This window comes from Sphingobacterium sp. NPDC055431, from assembly GCF_053644255.1.
On the sequence record NZ_JBSHLH010000022.1, the window covers coordinates 23,543 to 43,786 of the forward strand.

Sequence of the window (20,244 nt, forward strand, 5' to 3'; positions counted from 1 at the left end):
CACAACAAAATAATTCATGAAGATGACAATTATTGTCCCTACTGATTTTTCTGAAAATGCTGGCTTTGCGGCAGATTATGCCTGCCAACTTGCACAGGAAAAAGAACACAACATCCACCTATTACATTGCTACACGTCTAGCTCAGTAGGAGAAAATGCTTCTGAAGAAACCAATGGCACAGGTCTTTTGGCGGATGAGAAGATACAAGAATTGCAGACAAAGCTGCTCAGGAAATATCCTTCATTGCATATTAGCATTGAATGCTCCAGAGGTTTGATCATAGACAAACTGACTGAGCTTTCTCAATCTGGAAAATATGCCATGATCGTGATGGGTGCATCAGGCGAAAGCCAGTTGAAATCCATTTACTACGGAAGTACAACTGTGGCTGTGGCTTCAAAATCAGAGGTCCCTGTGGTTGTTATCCCGAACCAAGCATTCCAATTCGGAATAAATCATGTTTCCTTATTGACTAACTTTAAAGCTGCTGAATTGGATACTCTAAAGGAATTCCAGGATATTATCGGGGTACCTCAAGACTTGACCTTGATCCATGTGTTCAAGGAAAGCCAAAAACCCGAAAACATCAAGGACGACCTAGACTCCTGGGCCTTCAATATCCGCGAGATGGGTTCCATTCAACAAGTAAATACCATTGCTGAACCTATCAATAAAGATGATATCGAATTGGATTCTGTACCTGAGGTAGTCAGCAAAGTGATTGCCGAGGTAAATCCACAGATAATATTGATCACACCTAGTAGAAAAACATTCTTTGAAAGGTTATTTAAAAGTTCTGTTTCTAAAGCCTTAGCTTTGGAACTTGATAAACCAGCTTTTTTCGACAAAATATAAATAAAACTATACAGCATGAGCAAACTACTTATACCTATTGACTTCTCAGAGAATTCTGACAATGCCATCCATTACGCTTGTCAAGTCGCTCAACAAGGTGGACAAGAAATTGATCTGATCCACGTGTTCTCTTCACATTCTAACACCTATGCCAATGTGAAAGGCGAAACTCCATTGAACGACCCAAGGGTTCCTGAGGCTGAACAAAACATGGTAGATACCCTTGCCAAGTATCAGCAAGAATTCCCTAATGTGAAGCTGAATAGCATATTTAAGGATGGAAATCTTTACGATGAAATCAAAGCCGTAACCAACGCTACTGCCTATGATGCCGTTGTCATGGGAACTCAAGGTGCTTCTGGGTTAGATGCGGTATTTATCGGCAGCAACACCTATGATACCATATTAAACACCACTACACCGGTATTGGCGGTTCCAGAAACCTCTACCGTCTTTAAAAAGGACAGTATAGCCTTGCTTTGTAATTTCAAGGAAGCTGAACTTACTGCTTTACAACAGGCAGCTCCTTTGTTCAAAGCTGATTACAGACTGATATTGATCCACGTGAACACCAACGACAGGCCTATTAAAGATATTGATGCAGATTTTAAGGTTTGGATCGACAGAATCGAAACCGAACTAGGCATTTCTGACATCTCCTATATCATCAAACCGCAGACCTTGTTCATGCGCCAGAAGGAAACTGTTGCACAGGCAATCACTTCCGTCCTATTGGATGAACAGGCAGACATCCTGATCTTGACAAAAAGCAAGAAAAGTGTGTTCAGGCAATTGACGGAGTCCAATGTCATCAAGAAAATGGCTTTTAACATCCAGATCCCAACGTTCTTTGCAAGGGTTTTGAAGGCATAATTATAGGTTTTTCACTACAAAATCATGATATTTTAGGCTGAGTTGCCAAAACAAGTTGTTTTGGCAACAAATTTGCCATGCCTTTGGCATAAAAGCATATAATATTATGAAAACACTTTACTTTAAAAAAGTTAGCGCATTAGCTGCTGCTGTTTTAATCTCTTCTGCTACTTTCGCTCAAACCAACACAGCTACCGTTGAAGGCACGACTACTTTAGGTCCAACTACCCAGTACAGAACTTGGTCGATCGGAGTAAATGCAGGGGTCCTTAATCAATCAAACATTTTCGGCTTCAACAGAGCTGGATTCGATAAATTAAACCACAACGTAGGTTACTCTGCGTATGTTAAGAACCAAATCTCCCCATCTTTCGGAATTAAAGCTCAATACATGGGCGGTAAAGTTGGCGGTGTCAATGAAACTGCTGGCGCAGCAATTTCCGAGTTTGAAACTAAAATGCCTTGGTCAGCAGCCCTATCTGGTGAGTTCACTATGGCAAATACAAACTGGAGGTTCTTCAACAGTATCATCAAACCTTACTTCGCTGTCGGTGTAGGTGCAATGAGTTTCGAAACCACTACGAAAATCGGTGAAACTTCAACTACTGCAGAATCTCAAACAAAACTTTTCGTTCCAGTTGACGCTGGTTTCAAATTCGCAGTGGCGAAAGGAATCAACATCGACTTGGGTTACCAGTTGAACTGGGCAAACCAAAACTTTGATGGAGTTCGTGGTGATCAATACAAAAACGACCTGTTCTCCTATGCGCATGCTGGTCTAGAGGTTGCATTGGGTGACGGAAGCAAACCTTACCTTGGAAACTCAAACCCTGTGGCAACAATGGCTGCAAGATATGATGAGTTAAAAGCAGAGCGTGATGCTTTGGTTGCTGCAAATGAAAAATTACAGTCCAACATGGATGAAATCAATGCTGGCTTAGAAGATAGTGATGGCGACGGTGTTGCTAACAAATTTGACAAATGTCCAGATACTCCTGCAGGAACTAAAGTTGACGGTTCAGGATGTCCACTTCCAGAAGCTAAACACGAGACCAAAGTGGTTGAGAAAATCGTAGTGACTGAAGAAGATAGAAAAGTTGTTGATGAAGCTATCAAAAACTTGGAATTTGACTTGAGCAAAGCTACTATCCGCCCTTCATCTTACGAATCATTGAATAGAGTTGCAGCTTTATTGATCGAGAAAAACTTCAGCTTAAAACTTGCCGGTCACACCGATAACACAGGTTCACTTCAATTGAACTTACGTCTGTCAAAAGAACGTGCAGAATCAGTTAAAGCTTACTTAGTATCTAAAGGTGCCAATGCATCACGTATCGAAGCTACAGGTTATGGTCCTAACCAACCTATCGCTACCAACAGTACGCCAGAAGGACGTCAGTTGAACAGACGTGTTGAATTTACCTTATTCTAGGAACAACTTGCATTAAGCTAAACAACATACAACCAAGAAGGACCTGCAGATGCAGGTCCTTCTTATTTTTAGCCCTATCTAGGCCTTTTCTTTCCTACAGGAGAATTAGCCTTCCAACACTTTGACTACATTTTTCAAAAGTGTCTTAAAGCGTACTCCCGAATCCTGTTCCACCGTAAGGGTTTGATGTCCGGTCTTGCTTACATGCAGATCATTCACCCTACCCGATTTCCCTTTATGGGTCCCAGCGATTATTTGGCAAAAATCCCCATTATTTATCGTGTCCATAAGTTAATGTATGGTTAAAATAAAAAGGGGTAGAAAGCCTGTGCCCTACCCCAATGATTAAATATGATTATCCTTATTCAGAAGTTCCAGAAGCTTCTGCTTCTTTCTCTTTCCTGATCTTGGAATGTTTATGTCCGTACAAGAAATAGAATGCAACACCGATTGCCATCCAGATTCCTAAACGCTCCCAGCTCTCGATCGGAAGACCCGCCATCATCAGCACACACACCAAGATACCTAATATTGGCACCAAAGGCACCAAAGGTGTCCTAAATGGACGCTCAAGCTTCGGATTGGTTTTACGCAACACCAACACTCCGATACACACTAATGTAAAGGCAAATAATGTTCCGATACTTACCATGTGCCCTAGATCTGAAACCGGCACAAATCCAGCAAACAAACTTACGAAGATCATAAAGATCAAGTTTGTTTTCCAAGGCGTCTGACGTTTAGAAAGGTCCGAGAACAATTTAGGCAACAGACCATCCTTACTCATCGAATAGAATACGCGGCTCTGACCCAACAACATCACCAGGATCACCGATGTATATCCAGCAATGATCGTCACGATCATCGCCGTATTCAAGAAATGATAGCCAGTTTTTTCAAATGCCGTCGCTACGGGTTTTGCATCACCACTGAACACAGTGTAAGGTGCCAAACCTGTCATAACATAAGCAAACAGCACATATAATATAGTACAAACGATCAATGAACCGATAATCCCAATAGGCATGCCTTTCTTAGGATCTTTCGCTTCCTGCGCAGCAGTACTTACCGCATCAAAACCAATAAATGCAAAGAACACAACCCCTGCAGCCTGTAGAATCCCTGTCCAGCCATAGTGTCCCCGATAATCACTATTCCAGAACTCCCAGAATCCCATTTGCCCAGTCTTCACCATTTCCTCACCTTCGTTTGTAGGGATCAATGGCGTATGGTTTGCAGGATCGATAAATTGCCAGCCCAATACGATAAACAAGATCACAACAGCCACCTTCAAAACAACCAAGATGTTATTGACAAAGGAAGACTCCTGCGTTCCGCGCATCAGCAGCAGCGACAAGAGACAAACGATGATAATGGCAGGCAAGTTGATTACCCCGCCTTCAAATGGTCCTGCTAGCACTTCCTGGGGGAGATGGACCCCTATCAATAAGAACAGCTCATTGACATATTGCGACCAGCTCACCGCAACGGTAGCAGCAGCCAAAGCGTATTCAAGTACAAGGTCCCAACCGATGATCCAAGCCATAAACTCGCCCATGGTTGCATAGGAATAGGTGTAGGCACTTCCTGCAACAGGAATCATGGAAGCAAACTCCGCATAACATAGCCCAGCAAATGCACAGCCTACCGCAGCAATAATAAAAGATATCATTACCGCGGGACCAGCATGGTCAGCAGCAGCAATCCCTGTCAAAGAGAATAGTCCCGCACCGATAATGGCTCCAATCCCCAAAGCAATCAGGCCAGAACTGGACAAGGTCCGTTTCAGGGTACCTTCGCCGCTCTGTTCAGCTTCAGAAATTAATTTTGTAATAGATTTTTTATACCACATAAATTTAGATGAATAATTAAAGAATCAAACCTACAAAAAAATTAAAATAGATTACAATTCATTAACAATTCATTAGCAAGGACGCTAATAAATTAAAAACTACAATGATTTAACCTTATTTCTTTGCAATCATTCGTTCCAGACAAGAACTATCAGAATAATTATTGGCAGGATTCAATCAATACAGAATAATTAAACCCAATACATTTATCACTTTTTTGCTACATCCAGCAAAATCCTCAAATTTCTTTTATAAGTATCGATAATTAAACCAAAACCTTAATAAAAAACCATTGTTTAATAGGTAGATAAAGAAATTACAGCAATTCTATTTGTGGACCTATTCCGAAAATCGGAAATAAAACATTTTTTAATCCACAAAGTATTGAAAATTAGGATTTATCAATTATTGTAATTACCTTTGCACCGCCTTAGGCAATAGTGCCTATTGTATATTTTATTTCATGAACCCATTTTTAGAACTGGGAATCCGTGAAGAGATTGTTAATGCCATCACTGAGTTAGGTTTCGAGAAACCTTCTCCCATCCAGGAAAAAGCCATTCCTGTATTACTGACTGGTAACGACGATTTTGTCGGATTAGCCCAAACAGGTACAGGGAAGACAGCGGCATTTGGTCTTCCACTTTTAGAACAACTAGACTTTTCATCAAAACAACCTCAAGCATTGGTTCTATGTCCAACGCGTGAGCTATGTTTGCAAATCGCAAGAGACCTAGAAAAATTTGCCAAGTACATCGATAACGTACATGTGGTTGCCGTTTATGGCGGTGCCAATATCGGTGATCAATTACGCCAGATTCGTCGTGGTGTTCAAATCGTTGTTGCCACTCCAGGTAGGATGTTGGATATCATTGGCCGTAATGCCATTGACTTCTCCAATGTTCGCTATGTAGTTCTCGACGAAGCTGACGAAATGTTGAACATGGGATTCCAAGAGGACATTAACAATATCCTTTCTGAAACTCCTGACGACAAAAAAACTTGGTTGTTCTCAGCAACCATGCCTAAAGAAGTGCGCCGTATCGCCCAAAACTACATGAACGACCCGAAAGAGTTGACTGTAGGAACCAAGAATACGGGTAACGAGAATATCGAGCACCAATACTTCATGATCAAGGCGAAAGACAAATACGCTGCTTTTAAACGTATCGTCGACTATTACCCTGAAATCTTTGGTATCGTATTCTGCCGTACTAAAATTGAAACGCAAGAAATCGCTGAAGCATTGATCAAAGACGGCTACAACGCCGACTCCCTGCACGGTGATCTTTCGCAACAGCAACGTGATAAAGTAATGAAACGCTATCGCGAACGCAACTTGCAATTATTGATTGCTACTGACGTTGCAGCTCGTGGTATCGACGTGAACGACGTAACACACGTAATCAACTATTCATTACCAGACGAAACTGAAAACTATACGCACCGTTCTGGTCGTACCGCTCGTGCCGGTAAAACTGGTATTTCGATCTCATTGATCAATGTGAAAGAAATGAGCAAAATCCGTCATATCGAAAAGATTATCGGAAAAGAATTTATCCGCAAACAAGTTCCTCAGGGTACTGAAGTATGTGAAAAACAATTGCTATCTCTAGTTGACAAAGTACACAACGTAGAAGTACATGAAGATCAGATCACTGCTTTCTTACCTCAGATCATGGAAAGTTTGCAAGATCTTTCTAAAGAAGAAGTAATCAAAAAATTCGCTTCTTTGGAATTCAACAGATTCTTGAACTACTACCAAGATGCTCCTGACTTGAACATGGAAGCCCGCGAAGCTAGAGGCGAACGTGGTGAAAGAGGTGAGCGTCGTACTGGATCCAAAGGTTATACCCGTTTGTTTATCAACTTGGGATCGGTGGATGAGTTCAGCCGTGGAGACATGCTTTCTTACATCTGTAACAAAGGTAAGATCTCAGGTAAATCAGTTGGTAAAATAGACCTTAAAGGTGTATTCACTTTCTTCGAAGTACTTGATGCTGACGTAGACAGTGTATTCCAAGGATTCAAGGGTGTAGACTTTAACGGTAGAGACGTTAGAATCGAAGTTTCTGGCGACAGACCTTCATCAGACAGAGGCGGAAGACGTCGTTCTGGTGGTTTCGGCGGTGGTGACCGTAGAGACAGAGGTGATAGAGGTGATAGAGGTGGAGACAGAGGCGGATATCGCGGAGGTGGTTCTGGTCGTAGAGACAGGGGCGACAGAGGCGGATCTGGCGGTGGTTTCCGTGATTTCTCCGGAAAACGCAAAGACAGAGAGTCTAGAAACAGATATTAGAAAATAAAAAATAAGCTCCAAATTTGGAGCTTATTTTTTTATTACTTGATCCTGATCTCTTGAGCATGTCCTTTCATCTTGCTATTGCCCTCTGAAAAGTTACGCATCAACTCATAGGTATTTGGTATAACGTTCCTAAACCTCTCCAAGGTCATGTCCGATATATTTCCTCGATCAAAAGGCACAACCTTCACATACTCCTGAATCTCATTTTCCTTCCTCCCATATTTATAGTCGTAGGTAAACCTAGCTTCTCCCCCCTCCAATTGAACCGATTTATTATCTTGGTTTGGAACGGAGATATAAAACTCCGAATTATTCAACATATCCCCCTTGGAATTAAACAGCTCCTGCTCTTCCAAGGCATCATATAATTCACGGGCAACAAAAACAGATGGGTCAATGATATGGACTTCATTATCGATCAAAGCCTTGTATTTATACGCTCCATCATTCCCTTTATATTCCTTCAACTCGCCTAACACCTGATTAATTTCCTTGACCAGATAAGGATAATGCGTACAACCTAAAACCATCGCTTTCAATGGCTTAGCACCTTCCGTCTTACGCATCTGTTCCAGCAAACTCACCAAGTGATAACGGATATAGTTTTCCGAAGAATTGATCTGCATCATCGTGCAATCTTCTGTATCCTTGCTATCACAGAGCATCTGGTTTTTATCAAAATTAAAATTATAGATATCCATGAGCGTACGGTCGATCTTATAGTCCTTGTTATCTAAGGAAGGTCCTCTATAATCGGCCCGCGGTGCATTGGCACTGGTCTTTATGAAATCCGGTTCTTCATCCACGGCCTCAGCTACGCCATGCCCACCTTGATTAAAGATCTGCAAGTCCCCAGTATGGCCAGCAAGAGCGATCTGCTCTTTTAGCGTTCGTTCATATCCGCCAGATGCAATGGTCCCCACGGTAGCAAATACCGCTATAGAGCCCGACTCATCTTTATCAAACAGTGCCAACGTTCCTCGTGCAGCTGCATTGATTACACCGATCACAGGAATATCAAGATTGGTCTTTTTCATAAAGGCTTCAGCATCCTTATACCCATATGCTGTTGCTGTATTGCAGGCAATCACTATTGCCTTCACCTTTTCCTTATCACTGTTGAATTTTGAAGCCTGATAGTTAGGATAATATTTGTTCGAAAGCAAGAACTGAAAATCCTTGATGATATGTTCAACCAGAAGATCATCCTTTTCAGCGGAATGGTAATTTCCATAAGGCATATTCGCCTGGTCCGCCAAATAGATGAAATTCTCCTGCTTGAAATCAAGCACGCCATCCTTTTCCTTCGATCTCGAGCGATTGTTGTGTTCATCGAAATTTACGAGTGCATCCAACACGGTCAAACCACCCGTACCGGAATCAAAAACTCCGATCGGAAGATTGTTCAACGACTTAGGATATTTCTTGAAATCAACATAGTAAAAGTTTTTCTGATCCTTTAAGATGGCTTCCTCGATCTTTAAAGGGCTTTGTGCCTGCACATAACATGTACTGCCAAGCGAAAGCGCAAAAATGGCCAGGCCATTTAGGATAGTTAGGTGTTTCATTGGACATTCGGTAGATTGCCGTAAAGTTATTCGTTTATTCTGATATTCAAAATAAAAAACGCATAAACATGCAATTATCGCAAATAAAAAAGACCAATATTCAAATATTGGCCTTAAATCTTTCAAATCGTTGCTTCAATTGCTTTCGTCTTGATCTCCTCAATCGGGAATATCGGACTGGATAATGTCTTTTCTTGGTGATATTGTTAAATATCAATGCCACCAACAGCAAGATCAATGTCCCCAACAGGACTGGCGCTAAGACATAGAGATAGCCTAATTCCGTGATTTTGGCTCCCCCACTAACTGCAATCAATGCCGTTGCTCCACCGGGCGGGTGCAAGGTCCTGCTGAACTGCATCGCAACAATAGAGCTAGCTACAGCTAAAGGAGCTGTCAACCAGATCACATCCGGCAGTACCTTTGCTATGGTCACCCCAACGATGGCCGAAACCACATGTCCACCAACCAAGTTCCTAGGCTGCGCCAAGGGACTCTGGATAGCGCCATAAACTAAAACAGCAGAGGCTCCAAAGGAGCCTATTAAGAATACATTTTCTAAAGGAGGAAAGTGAAGCGACTGTATAAAAGCAATCAGCCCTATTCCAATAAAGGCACCCAGAAAGGACCAGAAATGTTCCCTGAAATCCACCAAGGTCTCACGGTACATCACATACCGATAAACCCTAAAATGCCTAGCTACAGATTTTTTAAGTCTATCCACCAAGGTTAGGAGATATTGCGCTGTCTAACCGCTTCATAAATTACAACGGCAGCTGAAACCGAAACATTCAGGGATTCAATCTCGCCGAACATTGGGATCTTAGCTAATTTATCCGATATACGGATCAAATCATCCGATACACCAACATCCTCTGCACCCATGATGATACAGCTTGGCGTAGTATAATCCACATCGTAGATTGATTCCTTGGTTTTTTCTGTACTCACGACCAATTGAACTCCTGAATCAATCAAGAATTTTGCAACACGGCCTAGCGAATCCTGTCTACACACCGGAATCTTATAAAGAGCACCGGCTGAAGTTTTGATCGCATCAGGGTTGATTTCCGCAGAACCCTTTTTAGGAACAATGATCGCATGCACACCAGCACATTCCGCTGTACGTGCTATCGCTCCCATATTCCTGACATCGGTAACCCCATCCAACATCAACAACAGAGGAGTCTCCCCTTTTTCATAGATCGTTGGCAATAGGTCTTCAATGTCCTGATACGTAATCGGAGAGATCACGGCGATGACACCTTGATGGTTCTTGCGCGTAATTCTATTTAATTTTTCAATAGGTACCTGTTGGAATGCTACATTCTGCTCTTTTACTAAAGCTTTGAATTCAGCAAACAAAGGTCCCGACAGACCACGTTGAACAAATAAGGATTCTATTTCTTTTCCACTATCAATGGCTTCCATGACAGCACGGATCCCAAATACCATCTGATTTGTCTCACGCTTTTCGGACCTGTCCCTACGTTGAAAATTTTGCATGTGTTTTTATTATGGATAAAGGCCTTAACAGCCTGAAAAATAATTCGTACAAAGGTAGAAAAGAAAATGATTAGCTTAAACCCAAATCAAATGTTTTTCTCAACTCATCAAGCATCGGGTTTTTGGCAACCATGGCCTGATATTTTTCCTGTGAAGTATAAGGTTTGCGCTCTTTGGACTTCTCTACCATCACCCCGTCAATATCCAGGGAGAAGTTTCGCAATTGCACCCTTAGGTAATTCAGCATGTCGATCTTTCCTAACTTAAGCTCTTCCATCTGCACCATGTTCTCAACTTCCACCTTGATGGTCGTCCCTTCCAGGACTGGCGCATTCGAAGTCATAATGGTGTACAGGGTAATCTTGCTCTCGTTACGAAGGATTTCAGCAAACTCATTCCACTTGCTCAAAAATCCGTTCTGGGTAACTTCATAGAATTCATTACCTTCTACCAATTCATTTTCATCGTCACCTTCTGCCTTTTTATCGTCAAAGATCGTATTCAGGTTAGGTACGGAAATAGAAGTCTTGATATTGCCCCAGCCTTTAGCGGCAGGTTTAGGAGTATCAGTTACCGGAACAGGATTTGAACTTGCAGCTGCCGGCTTGGATACCGGAGTACTTGGCGCAGGCTTTGGCATTGCCGCAGGTTGAGCGGCGGTTTGAGCAGCCTGAGAAGCAGTTTTCTCCGTTGCAGCTGGCCCAGAGCCATTTGCAACAGCAGGGCTTAAACCTGGGTTAGGGAGTTTTTTTTTTAATTCAGCTAATGCTGGTAGACCTTCTGCTCCTAGTTGAATTGCACTCGCAATATGGCACATTTTCAGCAAGGACAGCTCCACCTGCAATCTTTGGTTCTTACTGCTGCGATAATTGACCTCACATTGGTTTGCGATGTTCAAGGCAGATAACAACAGACCGCTGGAAAGGGATTGTGATTGTTCCAGATATCTTTTCTTCACGTTTTCACTGACTTCCAATAACTTCAAGGTACTTGGCTCCTTGCTCACCAATAGATTACGGATGTGCGAAGATAAACCTGCGATAAAATGACCACCATCAAAACCGTTGTTCAACACCTTATCAAAAATCAACAAAGTATTGGCAGCATCCTGTCTGGCGATGGCATCCATCAATTGGAAGTAGTAATCATAATCCAAGATATTTAGGTTGTTGATTACAGCTTGGTAGGTCAGGTTCTTATTGGAAAAACTAACGATCTGGTCAAACATCGAAAGTGCATCACGTAGACCGCCATCAGCTTTCTGCGCAATGACATGCAAGCCATCCATCTCATAGGTCACCGCTTCTTTTTCCGCAATGCCAGCAAGATGGTTCGCCATATCCTCCACTTTGATCCTGTTGAAATCAAAGATTTGACAACGGGAAAGAATGGTAGGAAGGATTTTATGTTTTTCCGTGGTAGCTAAGATAAAGATCGCATAGGAAGGTGGCTCTTCCAAGGTTTTCAAAAAAGCATTGAAAGCCTGTTGCGAAAGCATGTGAACCTCATCAATGATATAGATCTTGTATTTACCTGTTTGAGGTGGGATCCTCACCTGATCGATCAAGGAACGGATATCGTCAACCGAGTTGTTGGATGCCGCATCCAGCTCATGGATACTGAAGGAATTCCCATTCTGGAAAGACTTACAGCTATCACATTGCCCACAGGCTTCATTCGATTCCGTGATATGCTCACAGTTAATTGTCTTTGCCAAAATACGGGCACAGGTAGTTTTACCAACACCACGAGGTCCACAGAACAGAAATGCCTGAGCTAACTGGTTGTTATGTATTGCATTCTTAAGTGTTCCGGTAATGTGTTGCTGCCCTACCACCGAGTCAAATGTGACCGGCCTATATTTCCGCGCAGAGACAATGAAATTATCCATGCACGAAGATAATCATTTTCAAAGTTTGGCACAAGCAAAAACCGTTTTGGAAACATTTCTCTTGATGAGCGAATGAAGAGCGAACAACGATGACGGGGGATTGTACGATGAAAGGAGATTAAACTCAGAAAAGCTTGTATTGCTGTACAACATAGATGGGGGATTTTACAATGAAGGTGATCAAATCCATAAAAGCTTGTATTGCCGAATAGTTCCTGCACCTTCGTTCCAGGATGACAGGACATGTTGAAGGAAAACCGTACAGATTCCTCACTGATCGTTCAGAATCAAAAACAAAAAAACATTTCCCTTAACCTCCAAGGAGCCTTGAGTTACGATCATGGCCCATCCTCGAATCCCTTTCATCCTGGTTCAAATCCCCTACCCATTCCCCTACCCACAAAAAAGAGTTGCCCAATGGAGCAACTCTTTCATTTAAATTAATCAAAATAATATTTTCAATTACGCACTTTTCGGTTCGTTCTGCACCAATCTCCACAGTACGGCACCGATTACGGCACCAACAAACGGAGCGACCAAGAACAACCAAACTTGAGAAATTGCATTTCCACCTGCAAAGATCGCAGGGCCAAGGCTTCTAGCAGGATTCACTGAAGTCCCTGTGATAGGAATAGCAACCATGTGGATCAAAACCAAGGAAAAACCGATAGCCAAACCAGCCATCGTTCCATTTCCAAGTTTTGATGTGGTTCCCAGAATAACGAACAGGAACAGGGCTGTCAATACCGTTTCGGTAATAAATGCTGCCATCATTCCATACTCATTCTGATAACCTGCGCCCCAGCCATTCGACCCATACGCCCATTCGCCAGCGCTGAAACCAGCAATCTGACCCGACAAAATGGTCTTCAACACAAAGGCTCCTAAGATACCACCCAATACCTGGGCAGCAATATAAACTATAGCATCCTTTCCAGACATCCTTCCCGAGACCAGGACACCCAAGGTAACCGCCGGATTGATATGACAACCCGATACGCCGCCAATTGCATAGGCGAAAACTACCACGGATAAACCGAAAGCCAAGGAAATCCCCAATAACCCTAGGCCAGATGTATGCGCTAGCGTATCACCTCCGGCAACAGCTGCAGCACCACAGCCAAACAATACCAAACCGAATGTTCCAATCAGTTCAGCAATGAATTTAGATAATGTTTTTGTTTCCATAATTTATTATTTGGACACAAATTAACAATTAATATCAATAATTACCTCATAAAATAATGGTAGAATTATCGCCACAAAAATGGAAGTCATCCTTTTTTTCCAAAAGGGAACAGAGCATCTTTTTAGTTTACAGGGGATTAATCGAGATTCAATAAATAAAAAAAAGGACCGATATCACATCGACCCTTTTTCTTAATTGTTTTACCTAATAACCTTTAAATCACCAAACAATTTATTGAAACAAATTACTTGACTCAAAAGTAGGGCTATTGGTTAAAGTTACTGTTAAGAGAAAATTAAATAATAAATTTCCTTTTATCTCGCCTTTGCCGTCGCCAACATCCTTACCACCTCATCGATCGTGGTACGGCCCGCTTCAACCATTTTGTCTGGCCCCGGATAATCCGGATCAAAGGTTACAGTCTTCGTTTTTTCTTTATAGGCGAAGGTCAGCTTGTACCTTGGCTTGCGCTCGCCAGCCGGTCTCTTGCTGAGGTCCACCGTCATATCGTCCGGTAAATTCCAGAAGCCCAACTCCTGTGCTTTCCTGTGCAGATACAACAGGTCATTGTCACGAAGTTTCAAGCTATCCTTTACCAACTTGTTGTCTTTTGTAAGGTAATCATATTCCTGTGTCTTGGAATTGAAATGGTTCAGCATGGAATCTGGAAATCCATAGGTAATTTCGATATGATCGAAATCAGAATAACGGTATGGTGCGTTTTTCACCATCGCCGAATAGTAATAAACACAGTAAATTAAGAATGGAACTACTACACATAGCCCTAAGAAAATCTTTTTAGTTTTTTCTGACATGATATGCTATAAAATGTGCACAAAAATAGGGATTTGTACAGATTTTAACAGGCTAATTTGAGAATAAAGCCGAATATCGGACATAATACTGTCATAAAACAGCAGCCACTAACTCTTTGGCGTTCCGCTGCGCTTGAAATATTTATAATACCAACTATCGTTCAGGTTGGAGATGATAACACCTTTGCGCGTGGATACATGCACAAACTTGCCATTGTGCAGGTAAATACCCACATGGTCGATATTCCGACCGCCAAAGGAAAAGAACACCAGATCCCCCTCCTTCAATTGCTTCTCATACTTCCGCTTCACATTGTCAGCCATGTCCCTTGAAGTTCTTGGCAGCTCCTTGCCATAGATCCTATCGTACATCAGGGTCACAAAACCCGAACAGTCCACCCCGCGTTTATCCATACCCCCCATTCGATGCGGCGTGCCCATCCATTCATCGATCATTAGGTATAGGTTCTTGTTATCGAGATCCTTGGTCTTCACGCCCAACAACTCGGCATAGTTTTCCAGCTTGTTCCCAGAATACTCCACCCCTCGGGCATCACTGGCATCCGAAATCGGAGCTCCCTTCTTGGGCTTTACATTTCCATAAGAACCTCCTCCGGCAGTTTTTCGCTTCGCCCCACAGGAACTCAACAAGACCGCCGCCAAAAGAAAAAGTAATAAGCTGTAATTAATCTTCATCCAAAACCTCCAAACCAAAAATATCAAGCTATTCCATCAAAGCCCACCTGTTTTTTTCCACAAATGTGACTTACTTTATTGCCAAAGCCATACAATATAGGTTATTAATCCTTAAAAACAGGATTTGAACGGAAATTATTTGTCACGACAACCAAATTTTATGCGCGCTAATTTTTACCTGTACGAATGGATTTGTCTTTTCTGTGTCATCAACTGTTTTTATCCTTAGCGCTTAGTACTTATTTAATTTACTTTTGCGCCATGAATAAAACAAAAGGCGCAATAGCCGTATTCCTTGGAGCCGCGAGCTTCGGAATTCTATCCACCTTTGTTAAAAAAGCCTATGCACAAGGTTATAACCTTGGCGAAGTCACAGGGATTCAAGCACTATTAGGGGTTGTCTTTCTTTGGCTAGCTTGGCTCCTCATAAAAAACTCCCAACAACAAAAGAAATCCAAGACCCCATTAAGCCCTAAATGGAAAATCTACCTGAGTGGGGTAAGTACGGGCATGGTCAGCATATTGTACTATAAATGTGTAGAACTGGTCCCAGCTTCCTTGGCCATCGTCCTCCTGATGCAATACATCTGGATCGGACAGATTATCGAACTGGTTTTCTTCAAGGTAAAACCTCAGCTTAGCCAAATCATCGTTATCATAGCCATCCTTGCCGGTACGGTCTTCGCTACTGGCATGATCGAGGAACCTTTGGAATCCTTTTCTTTACTGGGGATTGGGTACGGCATGCTTGCTGCAACCGCCTACTCTGTCTTTATGATTGTCAACGGCCGTGTGGGCAATGATTACCATCCGATCCATAAAAGCGCCATGATGATCAGTGGTGCCTTATTCCTGATTATGGTCACCTTACAACCCTTCAGTTTGTTCGGCAGCGAAACGTTCATGGGAATTTTACCTTATGGCATGTTGCTGTCCATCTTCGGAACGGTCATTCCACCGTTGCTCTTTGCTTACGGCATGCCTAAAGTGGGGTATTCCCTTGGCGCCGTACTAAGTGCCGTAGAGCTCCCGGTAGCCGTCTGTATGTCTTACCTGGTCCTGCAAGAGTCGGTCAGCTGGGTCAAATGGATAGGCGTTATTTTTATTCTTTTAACGATATTCTGGAAGAATAATTTGAAAACAAATAGCTAAATTTTAAGGTTTTTACCCTATACTTGCAGTTTTAGAAATTATATTTCAGTTTTAGTCTGATCACCCATAACAATCTAGATTGAAAACATATACATTATGGAGAACTACCTTTATCTCGTACTCATCACGCTTGCTGTCCTGGCAATCATAGACCTGATGGTCGGTGTTAGTAACGATGCTGTAAACTTCCTGAATTCAGCCATTGGATCAAAAGCCATCCCTTTCAAAAGCATCATGATCATTGCCAGTTTGGGGATCCTTTTTGGATCGGTCTTTTCAAGCGGTATGATGGAAATCGCCAGGAGCGGGATCTATGTCCCCAGTAAATTCTCTTTTGATGATGTAATAACCATATTCCTCGCCGTCATGATTACGGATATCATTCTATTGGATGTCTTTAACTATTTCGGCCTGCCAACTTCAACCACGGTATCCATCGTGTTCGAGCTCTTAGGTGCTGCGATCTGTTTGGCTATCTATAATATCGCTATTAAGAACGGAGATTGGTCTACCCTTTCTACCTATATCAATACGGAAAAAGCCTCTGAGATTGTCTACAGTATCCTACTCTCCGTCGTCATTTCCTTTACGGTCGGTATGGCTGTACAGTATATTTCCAGGGTTCTGTTCACTTTCCAGTTTGAAAAGAAACTAAAGACCATTGGGGTTTTCTTTGGGGGAATCGCCATGGCTTCTATCTCTTATTTTATCCTGATCAAAGGGATGAAAGGTGTATCGTTCATTGGTTCAGATGTCAAAGACTGGGTTCAGACGCATGAATTGCTCCTATTGGGTGGATCATTTGTAGTCTTCACCATCCTAAGCTATATCATCAACCTGTTGGGATATAATATCCTGAAGGTGATCATTGGAATTGGAACCTTTGCGTTAGCGCTTTCATTCGCGGGGAATGACTTGGTAAACTTTATCGGTGTACCAGTTGCCGCAGCTCAATCGGTAGAGTTCTTCCAATCGATCCCTGGAGCCGACCCGGACAACTATATGATGGATGCATTGGCATCCAGTGATATAGTTGCCCCTACCTGGATCTTATTAACTGCAGGTATCGTAATGGTCATTACCTTATGGACCTCCAAAAAGGCCAAAACCGTTATTGAGACGGAAATGAGCCTTTCCAATCAAGGTGATGGTAACGAGAAATTTAAATCCAATATGCTATCCCGTAGCATTGTAAGAGGATTTATCAAACTTGGTTCAGGTTTGACTTACCTGATGCCGAGGACCTTGCAGGCAAGCTTGGACAAAAAATTTGAAAACCCACTGTTAACTGCTCATAGAAAGAAAAAGAAGTCAAAAGATGAACCAATGTTTGATATGATCCGCGCTTCGGTCAACCTGATGGTTGCTTCCAGCCTGATCGCCCTAGGTACATCCATGAAACTTCCCCTTTCGACCACCTATGTAACCTTTATGGTGGCCATGGGTACTGCCTTTGCAGACCGTGCATGGGGCCGTGAGAGTGCAGTTTATAGGGTTTCGGGAGTATTCCACGTTATCGGCGGTTGGTTCGTGACTGCGGGTTGTGCATTCGCGGGAGCGGTAATCTTCGCGTTCTTCCTAAAGATTGGCGGAATCGTCACTTTTGTGATCTCCCTGATCGTACTTGCCCTATTGCTTTATAGAAATGCAAAGAGCCATGACCGCAAGATCAAGGCAAAGGCATTACAGGAACTGAACCTGGAAAAAGGCGATATCATCGGTCTACAGCAGGTAATTGAAACCTCTGCCCAACAGATCAGTGAAACGTTCTCCAAGACCAACCTATTCTTCAAGGAAGCCATAGACTCCCTGATCAAGGAAGACCTGGATGCCCTGACAAGCAATAAAAAGTTGATCAAGAAACTGCAGAACGACCTGAATTCAACCAACAACGCGATGTATGATTATATCCGTAGTTTGGATGATAATTCCGTGAAGGGAAGCCGTTATTATATCATATCTTTAGGTTATCAACAGGATATGGTAGAAAACGTAGCGGTCATCAACTCCAATGCCATGTCGCATGTGGACAATAACCACAAACCGCTGAAGATCAGCCAGGCAAAAGACTTAAAATATGTGGTGGAAAGAATCGCTGAATGGTTCTCAAAAATCAACATGACCTATAAACGACTGGATTTCAGTAAGATTGATGAGATCATTAAAGAAAGAGAAGATATCCAAGAATACATCAACAATCTATTGGACAAACAGATAGACCGTATCAGGACTTCTGAAAACAGCCCTAAGAACAGTAGACTGTATTTCTCCATTCTTCTCGAAACCAATGAGCTGATCAGTTCAACCTTCAAGTTGATGCGACTTCACAAAGAGTTTGACAGCTTCAGAAGAAGAAATGCTTAGCAGCTCTAATTCAACTTGGCCTAGAAATTAATCCCCATAAAAAAGGACCCAAAAACAGCTAAAGAAAAGGCAGGATTTAGACCAAAAGGAAAGGTCTAAATCTTGACCTTATTCGAGATTGCTTCGAGACACATTCGGGAAATGGTTAGAAATAATTCTATCCAATCCGAACGTTTCCGAATATGTCTCGAATGAGACTCGAACCAAGTCAGAATAAAATCTAAAAAAAATTGGGGTATACTATCCGATTAATGCGCTAATACCTCTGGCAATTCCTCGATATCCACATCCCCATTTTCAGAAATGGAAATGAACTTAACGGGAACAACCTCGTTTACCAACAAAGGATCATAAGGCGTACGCACTTTCACATAGTTCTTGGAGAAGCCATGCATATAACCATCTTTGATATCACCTTCAAACAGAACCTCATCGATAGAACCTAACTGTGATTCGTAGAAGGCTCTACGTTTCTTTTCTGAAAGGATATGCAACATCTTGCTTCTATCGCTTCGCTGGGAACCCGGTACGGCACCTTCCATTTGAGCGGCAATGGTATTTTCACGTTCTGAATAAGTGAATACATGCAGGTAAGAGGTATCCATCTCATTCAAGAAGTTGTATGTATCTATAAAATCCTCACGGGTCTCCCCTGGGAAACCGACGATAACATCCACCCCGATACAGCAGTTAGGCATCAGAGATTTGATCTTAGCAACGCGTTCGCTATACAGTTCACGTTTGTATCGGCGTCTCATTTGTGCTAGGACCTTATTGTTACCTGACTGTAGAGGCATGTGGAAATGTGGCACAAATCTTTTGGACTGTGCTACAAATTCGATGATCTCATTGGTCAATAGGTTGGGTTCAATGCTAGAAATACGGATCCTATCGATTCCTTCCACCTCATCCAATGCTTTCACCAGATCCACGAAGCGATCTTGGCGCTTGCCGTCACGGATGCCGTAGTCACCGATATTCACGCCAGTCAGCACGATTTCTTTGACGCCGGAAGCGGCAATCTCTTCAGCCTGACGCACAATGTCCTCAATCTTGCCCGAACGGCTGGCGCCACGTGCCAAAGGAATCGTACAGAAGGTACAGGAATAATCACAACCATCCTGAACTTTCAAAAAGGTCCTGGTACGGTCGCCGATGGAGAATGCAGAAACAAACTGATTGGTTTCGTCGATAGGGGCATTATGGACCACTGCTTTTTCGTTCTTGGTCAGGTCATCGATATGTTCAATGATGTTGAATTTTTCGGCAGCACCTAATACCATGTCCACACCCGGGATTTCAGAAATCTCCTTAGGTTTGAGCTGCGCATAACAGCCAACAATGGTAATATAGGCATTTGGGGAATGCTTCAGGGCTTCCTTTACGACCTTTCGGCACTTGCGGTCAGCATGATCGGTCACCGAACATGTATTGATCACATAAACATCTGCCGCGCTGTTGAAAGGCGTAGTTTCATAACCCGCATCCTTAAAGATACGACCTATAGAGGAGGTTTCTGAAAAATTCAGCTTACAACCCAACGTATAGAAAGCAACTTTTTTTCCCATAATATTTTGCAAAAATACACAAAATGATGCAAAATGTTAAGTATTGATGAATTGTGATATTTTAATGATTAACCTGGGATTGTAAAAAAACGGGAAACTTCCGCAAAGGCCCCAAAAAGCAAAATGCAATTTCAAAAAAAAGGGTATCTTCGTAGGAGAAAAAAATCAAGGGAAAC

The 20,244-nt window shown here is 42.4% G+C and carries 16 protein-coding genes; 6 read left to right on the forward strand and 10 right to left on the reverse strand.

The window, feature by feature from the left end:
- Positions 1-16: 16 nt before the first annotated feature.
- The 3 genes from ACWIB3_RS16190 (at position 17) to ACWIB3_RS16200 (ending at position 3,161) form a co-directional block, all read left to right on the forward strand.
- Entirely contained in the window at positions 17-856 is an 840-nt protein-coding gene (locus tag ACWIB3_RS16190) for a universal stress protein (RefSeq protein ID WP_185218641.1), read from the forward strand.
- A 15-nt stretch (positions 857-871) separates the two neighbouring features.
- A complete protein-coding gene (locus ACWIB3_RS16195; RefSeq protein ID WP_185213514.1) occupies positions 872-1,729 on the forward strand; it encodes a universal stress protein in 858 nt (285 codons plus the stop codon).
- A 106-nt stretch (positions 1,730-1,835) separates the two neighbouring features.
- Complete coding sequence (locus tag ACWIB3_RS16200; RefSeq protein WP_185213513.1) at positions 1,836-3,161, forward strand: OmpA family protein; 1,326 nt, start codon at positions 1,836-1,838, stop codon at positions 3,159-3,161.
- A gap of 105 nt (positions 3,162-3,266) precedes the next feature.
- On the opposite strand, the gene ACWIB3_RS16205 is transcribed toward ACWIB3_RS16200, so the two are convergent.
- A complete protein-coding gene (locus tag ACWIB3_RS16205) occupies positions 3,267-3,449 on the reverse strand; it encodes an RNA-binding protein (RefSeq protein ID WP_454292139.1) in 183 nt (60 codons plus the stop codon).
- Between the two features lie 73 nt (positions 3,450-3,522).
- The gene (locus ACWIB3_RS16210) at positions 3,523-5,013 is read right to left on the reverse strand and encodes an amino acid permease (protein ID WP_185218638.1); all 1,491 of its coding nucleotides are present in this window, start codon (positions 5,011-5,013) and stop codon (positions 3,523-3,525) included.
- Positions 5,014-5,477: 464 nt separating this feature from the next.
- On the opposite strand from ACWIB3_RS16210, the gene ACWIB3_RS16215 reads away from it, so the two are divergent.
- The gene (locus ACWIB3_RS16215; RefSeq protein WP_454292140.1) at positions 5,478-7,313 is read left to right on the forward strand and encodes a DEAD/DEAH box helicase; all 1,836 of its coding nucleotides are present in this window, start codon (positions 5,478-5,480) and stop codon (positions 7,311-7,313) included.
- Positions 7,314-7,354: 41 nt separating this feature from the next.
- On the opposite strand, the gene ACWIB3_RS16220 is transcribed toward ACWIB3_RS16215, so the two are convergent.
- The 7 genes from ACWIB3_RS16220 to ACWIB3_RS16250 form a co-directional block, all read right to left on the reverse strand.
- Entirely contained in the window at positions 7,355-8,887 is a 1,533-nt protein-coding gene (locus tag ACWIB3_RS16220) for a glutamate racemase (RefSeq protein WP_313259051.1), read from the reverse strand.
- A gap of 100 nt (positions 8,888-8,987) precedes the next feature.
- The gene (locus ACWIB3_RS16225) at positions 8,988-9,611 is read right to left on the reverse strand and encodes an HPP family protein (protein WP_254528183.1); all 624 of its coding nucleotides are present in this window, start codon (positions 9,609-9,611) and stop codon (positions 8,988-8,990) included.
- Between the two features lie 5 nt (positions 9,612-9,616).
- Positions 9,617-10,393 (reverse strand): 23S rRNA (guanosine(2251)-2'-O)-methyltransferase RlmB, encoded by a 777-nt coding sequence (gene rlmB, locus ACWIB3_RS16230; protein ID WP_185213508.1) that lies wholly within the window; start codon positions 10,391-10,393, stop codon positions 9,617-9,619.
- A gap of 70 nt (positions 10,394-10,463) precedes the next feature.
- Complete coding sequence (locus ACWIB3_RS16235; protein ID WP_454292141.1) at positions 10,464-12,284, reverse strand: DNA polymerase III subunit gamma/tau; 1,821 nt, start codon at positions 12,282-12,284, stop codon at positions 10,464-10,466.
- 462 nt (positions 12,285-12,746) lie between these two features.
- Entirely contained in the window at positions 12,747-13,472 is a 726-nt protein-coding gene (gene aqpZ / locus ACWIB3_RS16240; protein WP_185213506.1) for an aquaporin Z, read from the reverse strand.
- Between the two features lie 315 nt (positions 13,473-13,787).
- A complete protein-coding gene (locus tag ACWIB3_RS16245; protein WP_237219571.1) occupies positions 13,788-14,288 on the reverse strand; it encodes a hypothetical protein in 501 nt (166 codons plus the stop codon).
- Between the two features lie 108 nt (positions 14,289-14,396).
- Positions 14,397-14,984 carry a C40 family peptidase gene (locus tag ACWIB3_RS16250; protein ID WP_185213505.1) on the reverse strand — a complete coding sequence of 196 codons (588 nt, stop codon included), beginning with the start codon at positions 14,982-14,984 and terminating at the stop codon, positions 14,397-14,399.
- Positions 14,985-15,245: 261 nt separating this feature from the next.
- Between ACWIB3_RS16250 and ACWIB3_RS16255 the strand changes: the two genes are divergently transcribed.
- Complete coding sequence (locus ACWIB3_RS16255; protein WP_454292142.1) at positions 15,246-16,136, forward strand: EamA family transporter; 891 nt, start codon at positions 15,246-15,248, stop codon at positions 16,134-16,136.
- 96 nt (positions 16,137-16,232) lie between these two features.
- Positions 16,233-18,500, forward strand: a complete 2,268-nt coding sequence (locus tag ACWIB3_RS16260) for an inorganic phosphate transporter (protein ID WP_254528179.1) — start codon at positions 16,233-16,235, stop codon at positions 18,498-18,500.
- Between the two features lie 248 nt (positions 18,501-18,748).
- On the opposite strand, the gene mtaB is transcribed toward ACWIB3_RS16260, so the two are convergent.
- Positions 18,749-20,068 (reverse strand): tRNA (N(6)-L-threonylcarbamoyladenosine(37)-C(2))-methylthiotransferase MtaB, encoded by a 1,320-nt coding sequence (mtaB, locus tag ACWIB3_RS16265; protein WP_454292143.1) that lies wholly within the window; start codon positions 20,066-20,068, stop codon positions 18,749-18,751.
- Between the last annotated feature and the right edge of the window lie 176 nt (positions 20,069-20,244).

What these genes read in the sequence shown, in the direction of transcription:
- ACWIB3_RS16190 (WP_185218641.1), top strand. Translation starts at nt 17, where the DNA reads ATGAAGATGACAATTATTGTCCCTACTGATTTTTCTGAAAATGCTGGC.
- ACWIB3_RS16195 (WP_185213514.1), top strand. Translation starts at nt 872, where the DNA reads ATGAGCAAACTACTTATACCTATTGACTTCTCAGAGAATTCTGACAAT.
- ACWIB3_RS16200 (WP_185213513.1), top strand. Translation starts at nt 1,836, where the DNA reads ATGAAAACACTTTACTTTAAAAAAGTTAGCGCATTAGCTGCTGCTGTT.
- ACWIB3_RS16205 (WP_454292139.1), bottom strand. Translation starts at nt 3,449, where the DNA reads ATGGACACGATAAATAATGGGGATTTTTGCCAAATAATCGCTGGGACC.
- ACWIB3_RS16210 (WP_185218638.1), bottom strand. Translation starts at nt 5,013, where the DNA reads ATGTGGTATAAAAAATCTATTACAAAATTAATTTCTGAAGCTGAACAG.
- ACWIB3_RS16215 (WP_454292140.1), top strand. Translation starts at nt 5,478, where the DNA reads ATGAACCCATTTTTAGAACTGGGAATCCGTGAAGAGATTGTTAATGCC.
- ACWIB3_RS16220 (WP_313259051.1), bottom strand. Translation starts at nt 8,887, where the DNA reads ATGAAACACCTAACTATCCTAAATGGCCTGGCCATTTTTGCGCTTTCG.
- rlmB (WP_185213508.1), bottom strand. Translation starts at nt 10,393, where the DNA reads ATGCAAAATTTTCAACGTAGGGACAGGTCCGAAAAGCGTGAGACAAAT.
- ACWIB3_RS16235 (WP_454292141.1), bottom strand. Translation starts at nt 12,284, where the DNA reads ATGGATAATTTCATTGTCTCTGCGCGGAAATATAGGCCGGTCACATTT.
- aqpZ (WP_185213506.1), bottom strand. Translation starts at nt 13,472, where the DNA reads ATGGAAACAAAAACATTATCTAAATTCATTGCTGAACTGATTGGAACA.
- ACWIB3_RS16245 (WP_237219571.1), bottom strand. Translation starts at nt 14,288, where the DNA reads ATGTCAGAAAAAACTAAAAAGATTTTCTTAGGGCTATGTGTAGTAGTT.
- ACWIB3_RS16250 (WP_185213505.1), bottom strand. Translation starts at nt 14,984, where the DNA reads ATGAAGATTAATTACAGCTTATTACTTTTTCTTTTGGCGGCGGTCTTG.
- ACWIB3_RS16255 (WP_454292142.1), top strand. Translation starts at nt 15,246, where the DNA reads ATGAATAAAACAAAAGGCGCAATAGCCGTATTCCTTGGAGCCGCGAGC.
- ACWIB3_RS16260 (WP_254528179.1), top strand. Translation starts at nt 16,233, where the DNA reads ATGGAGAACTACCTTTATCTCGTACTCATCACGCTTGCTGTCCTGGCA.
- mtaB (WP_454292143.1), bottom strand. Translation starts at nt 20,068, where the DNA reads ATGGGAAAAAAAGTTGCTTTCTATACGTTGGGTTGTAAGCTGAATTTT.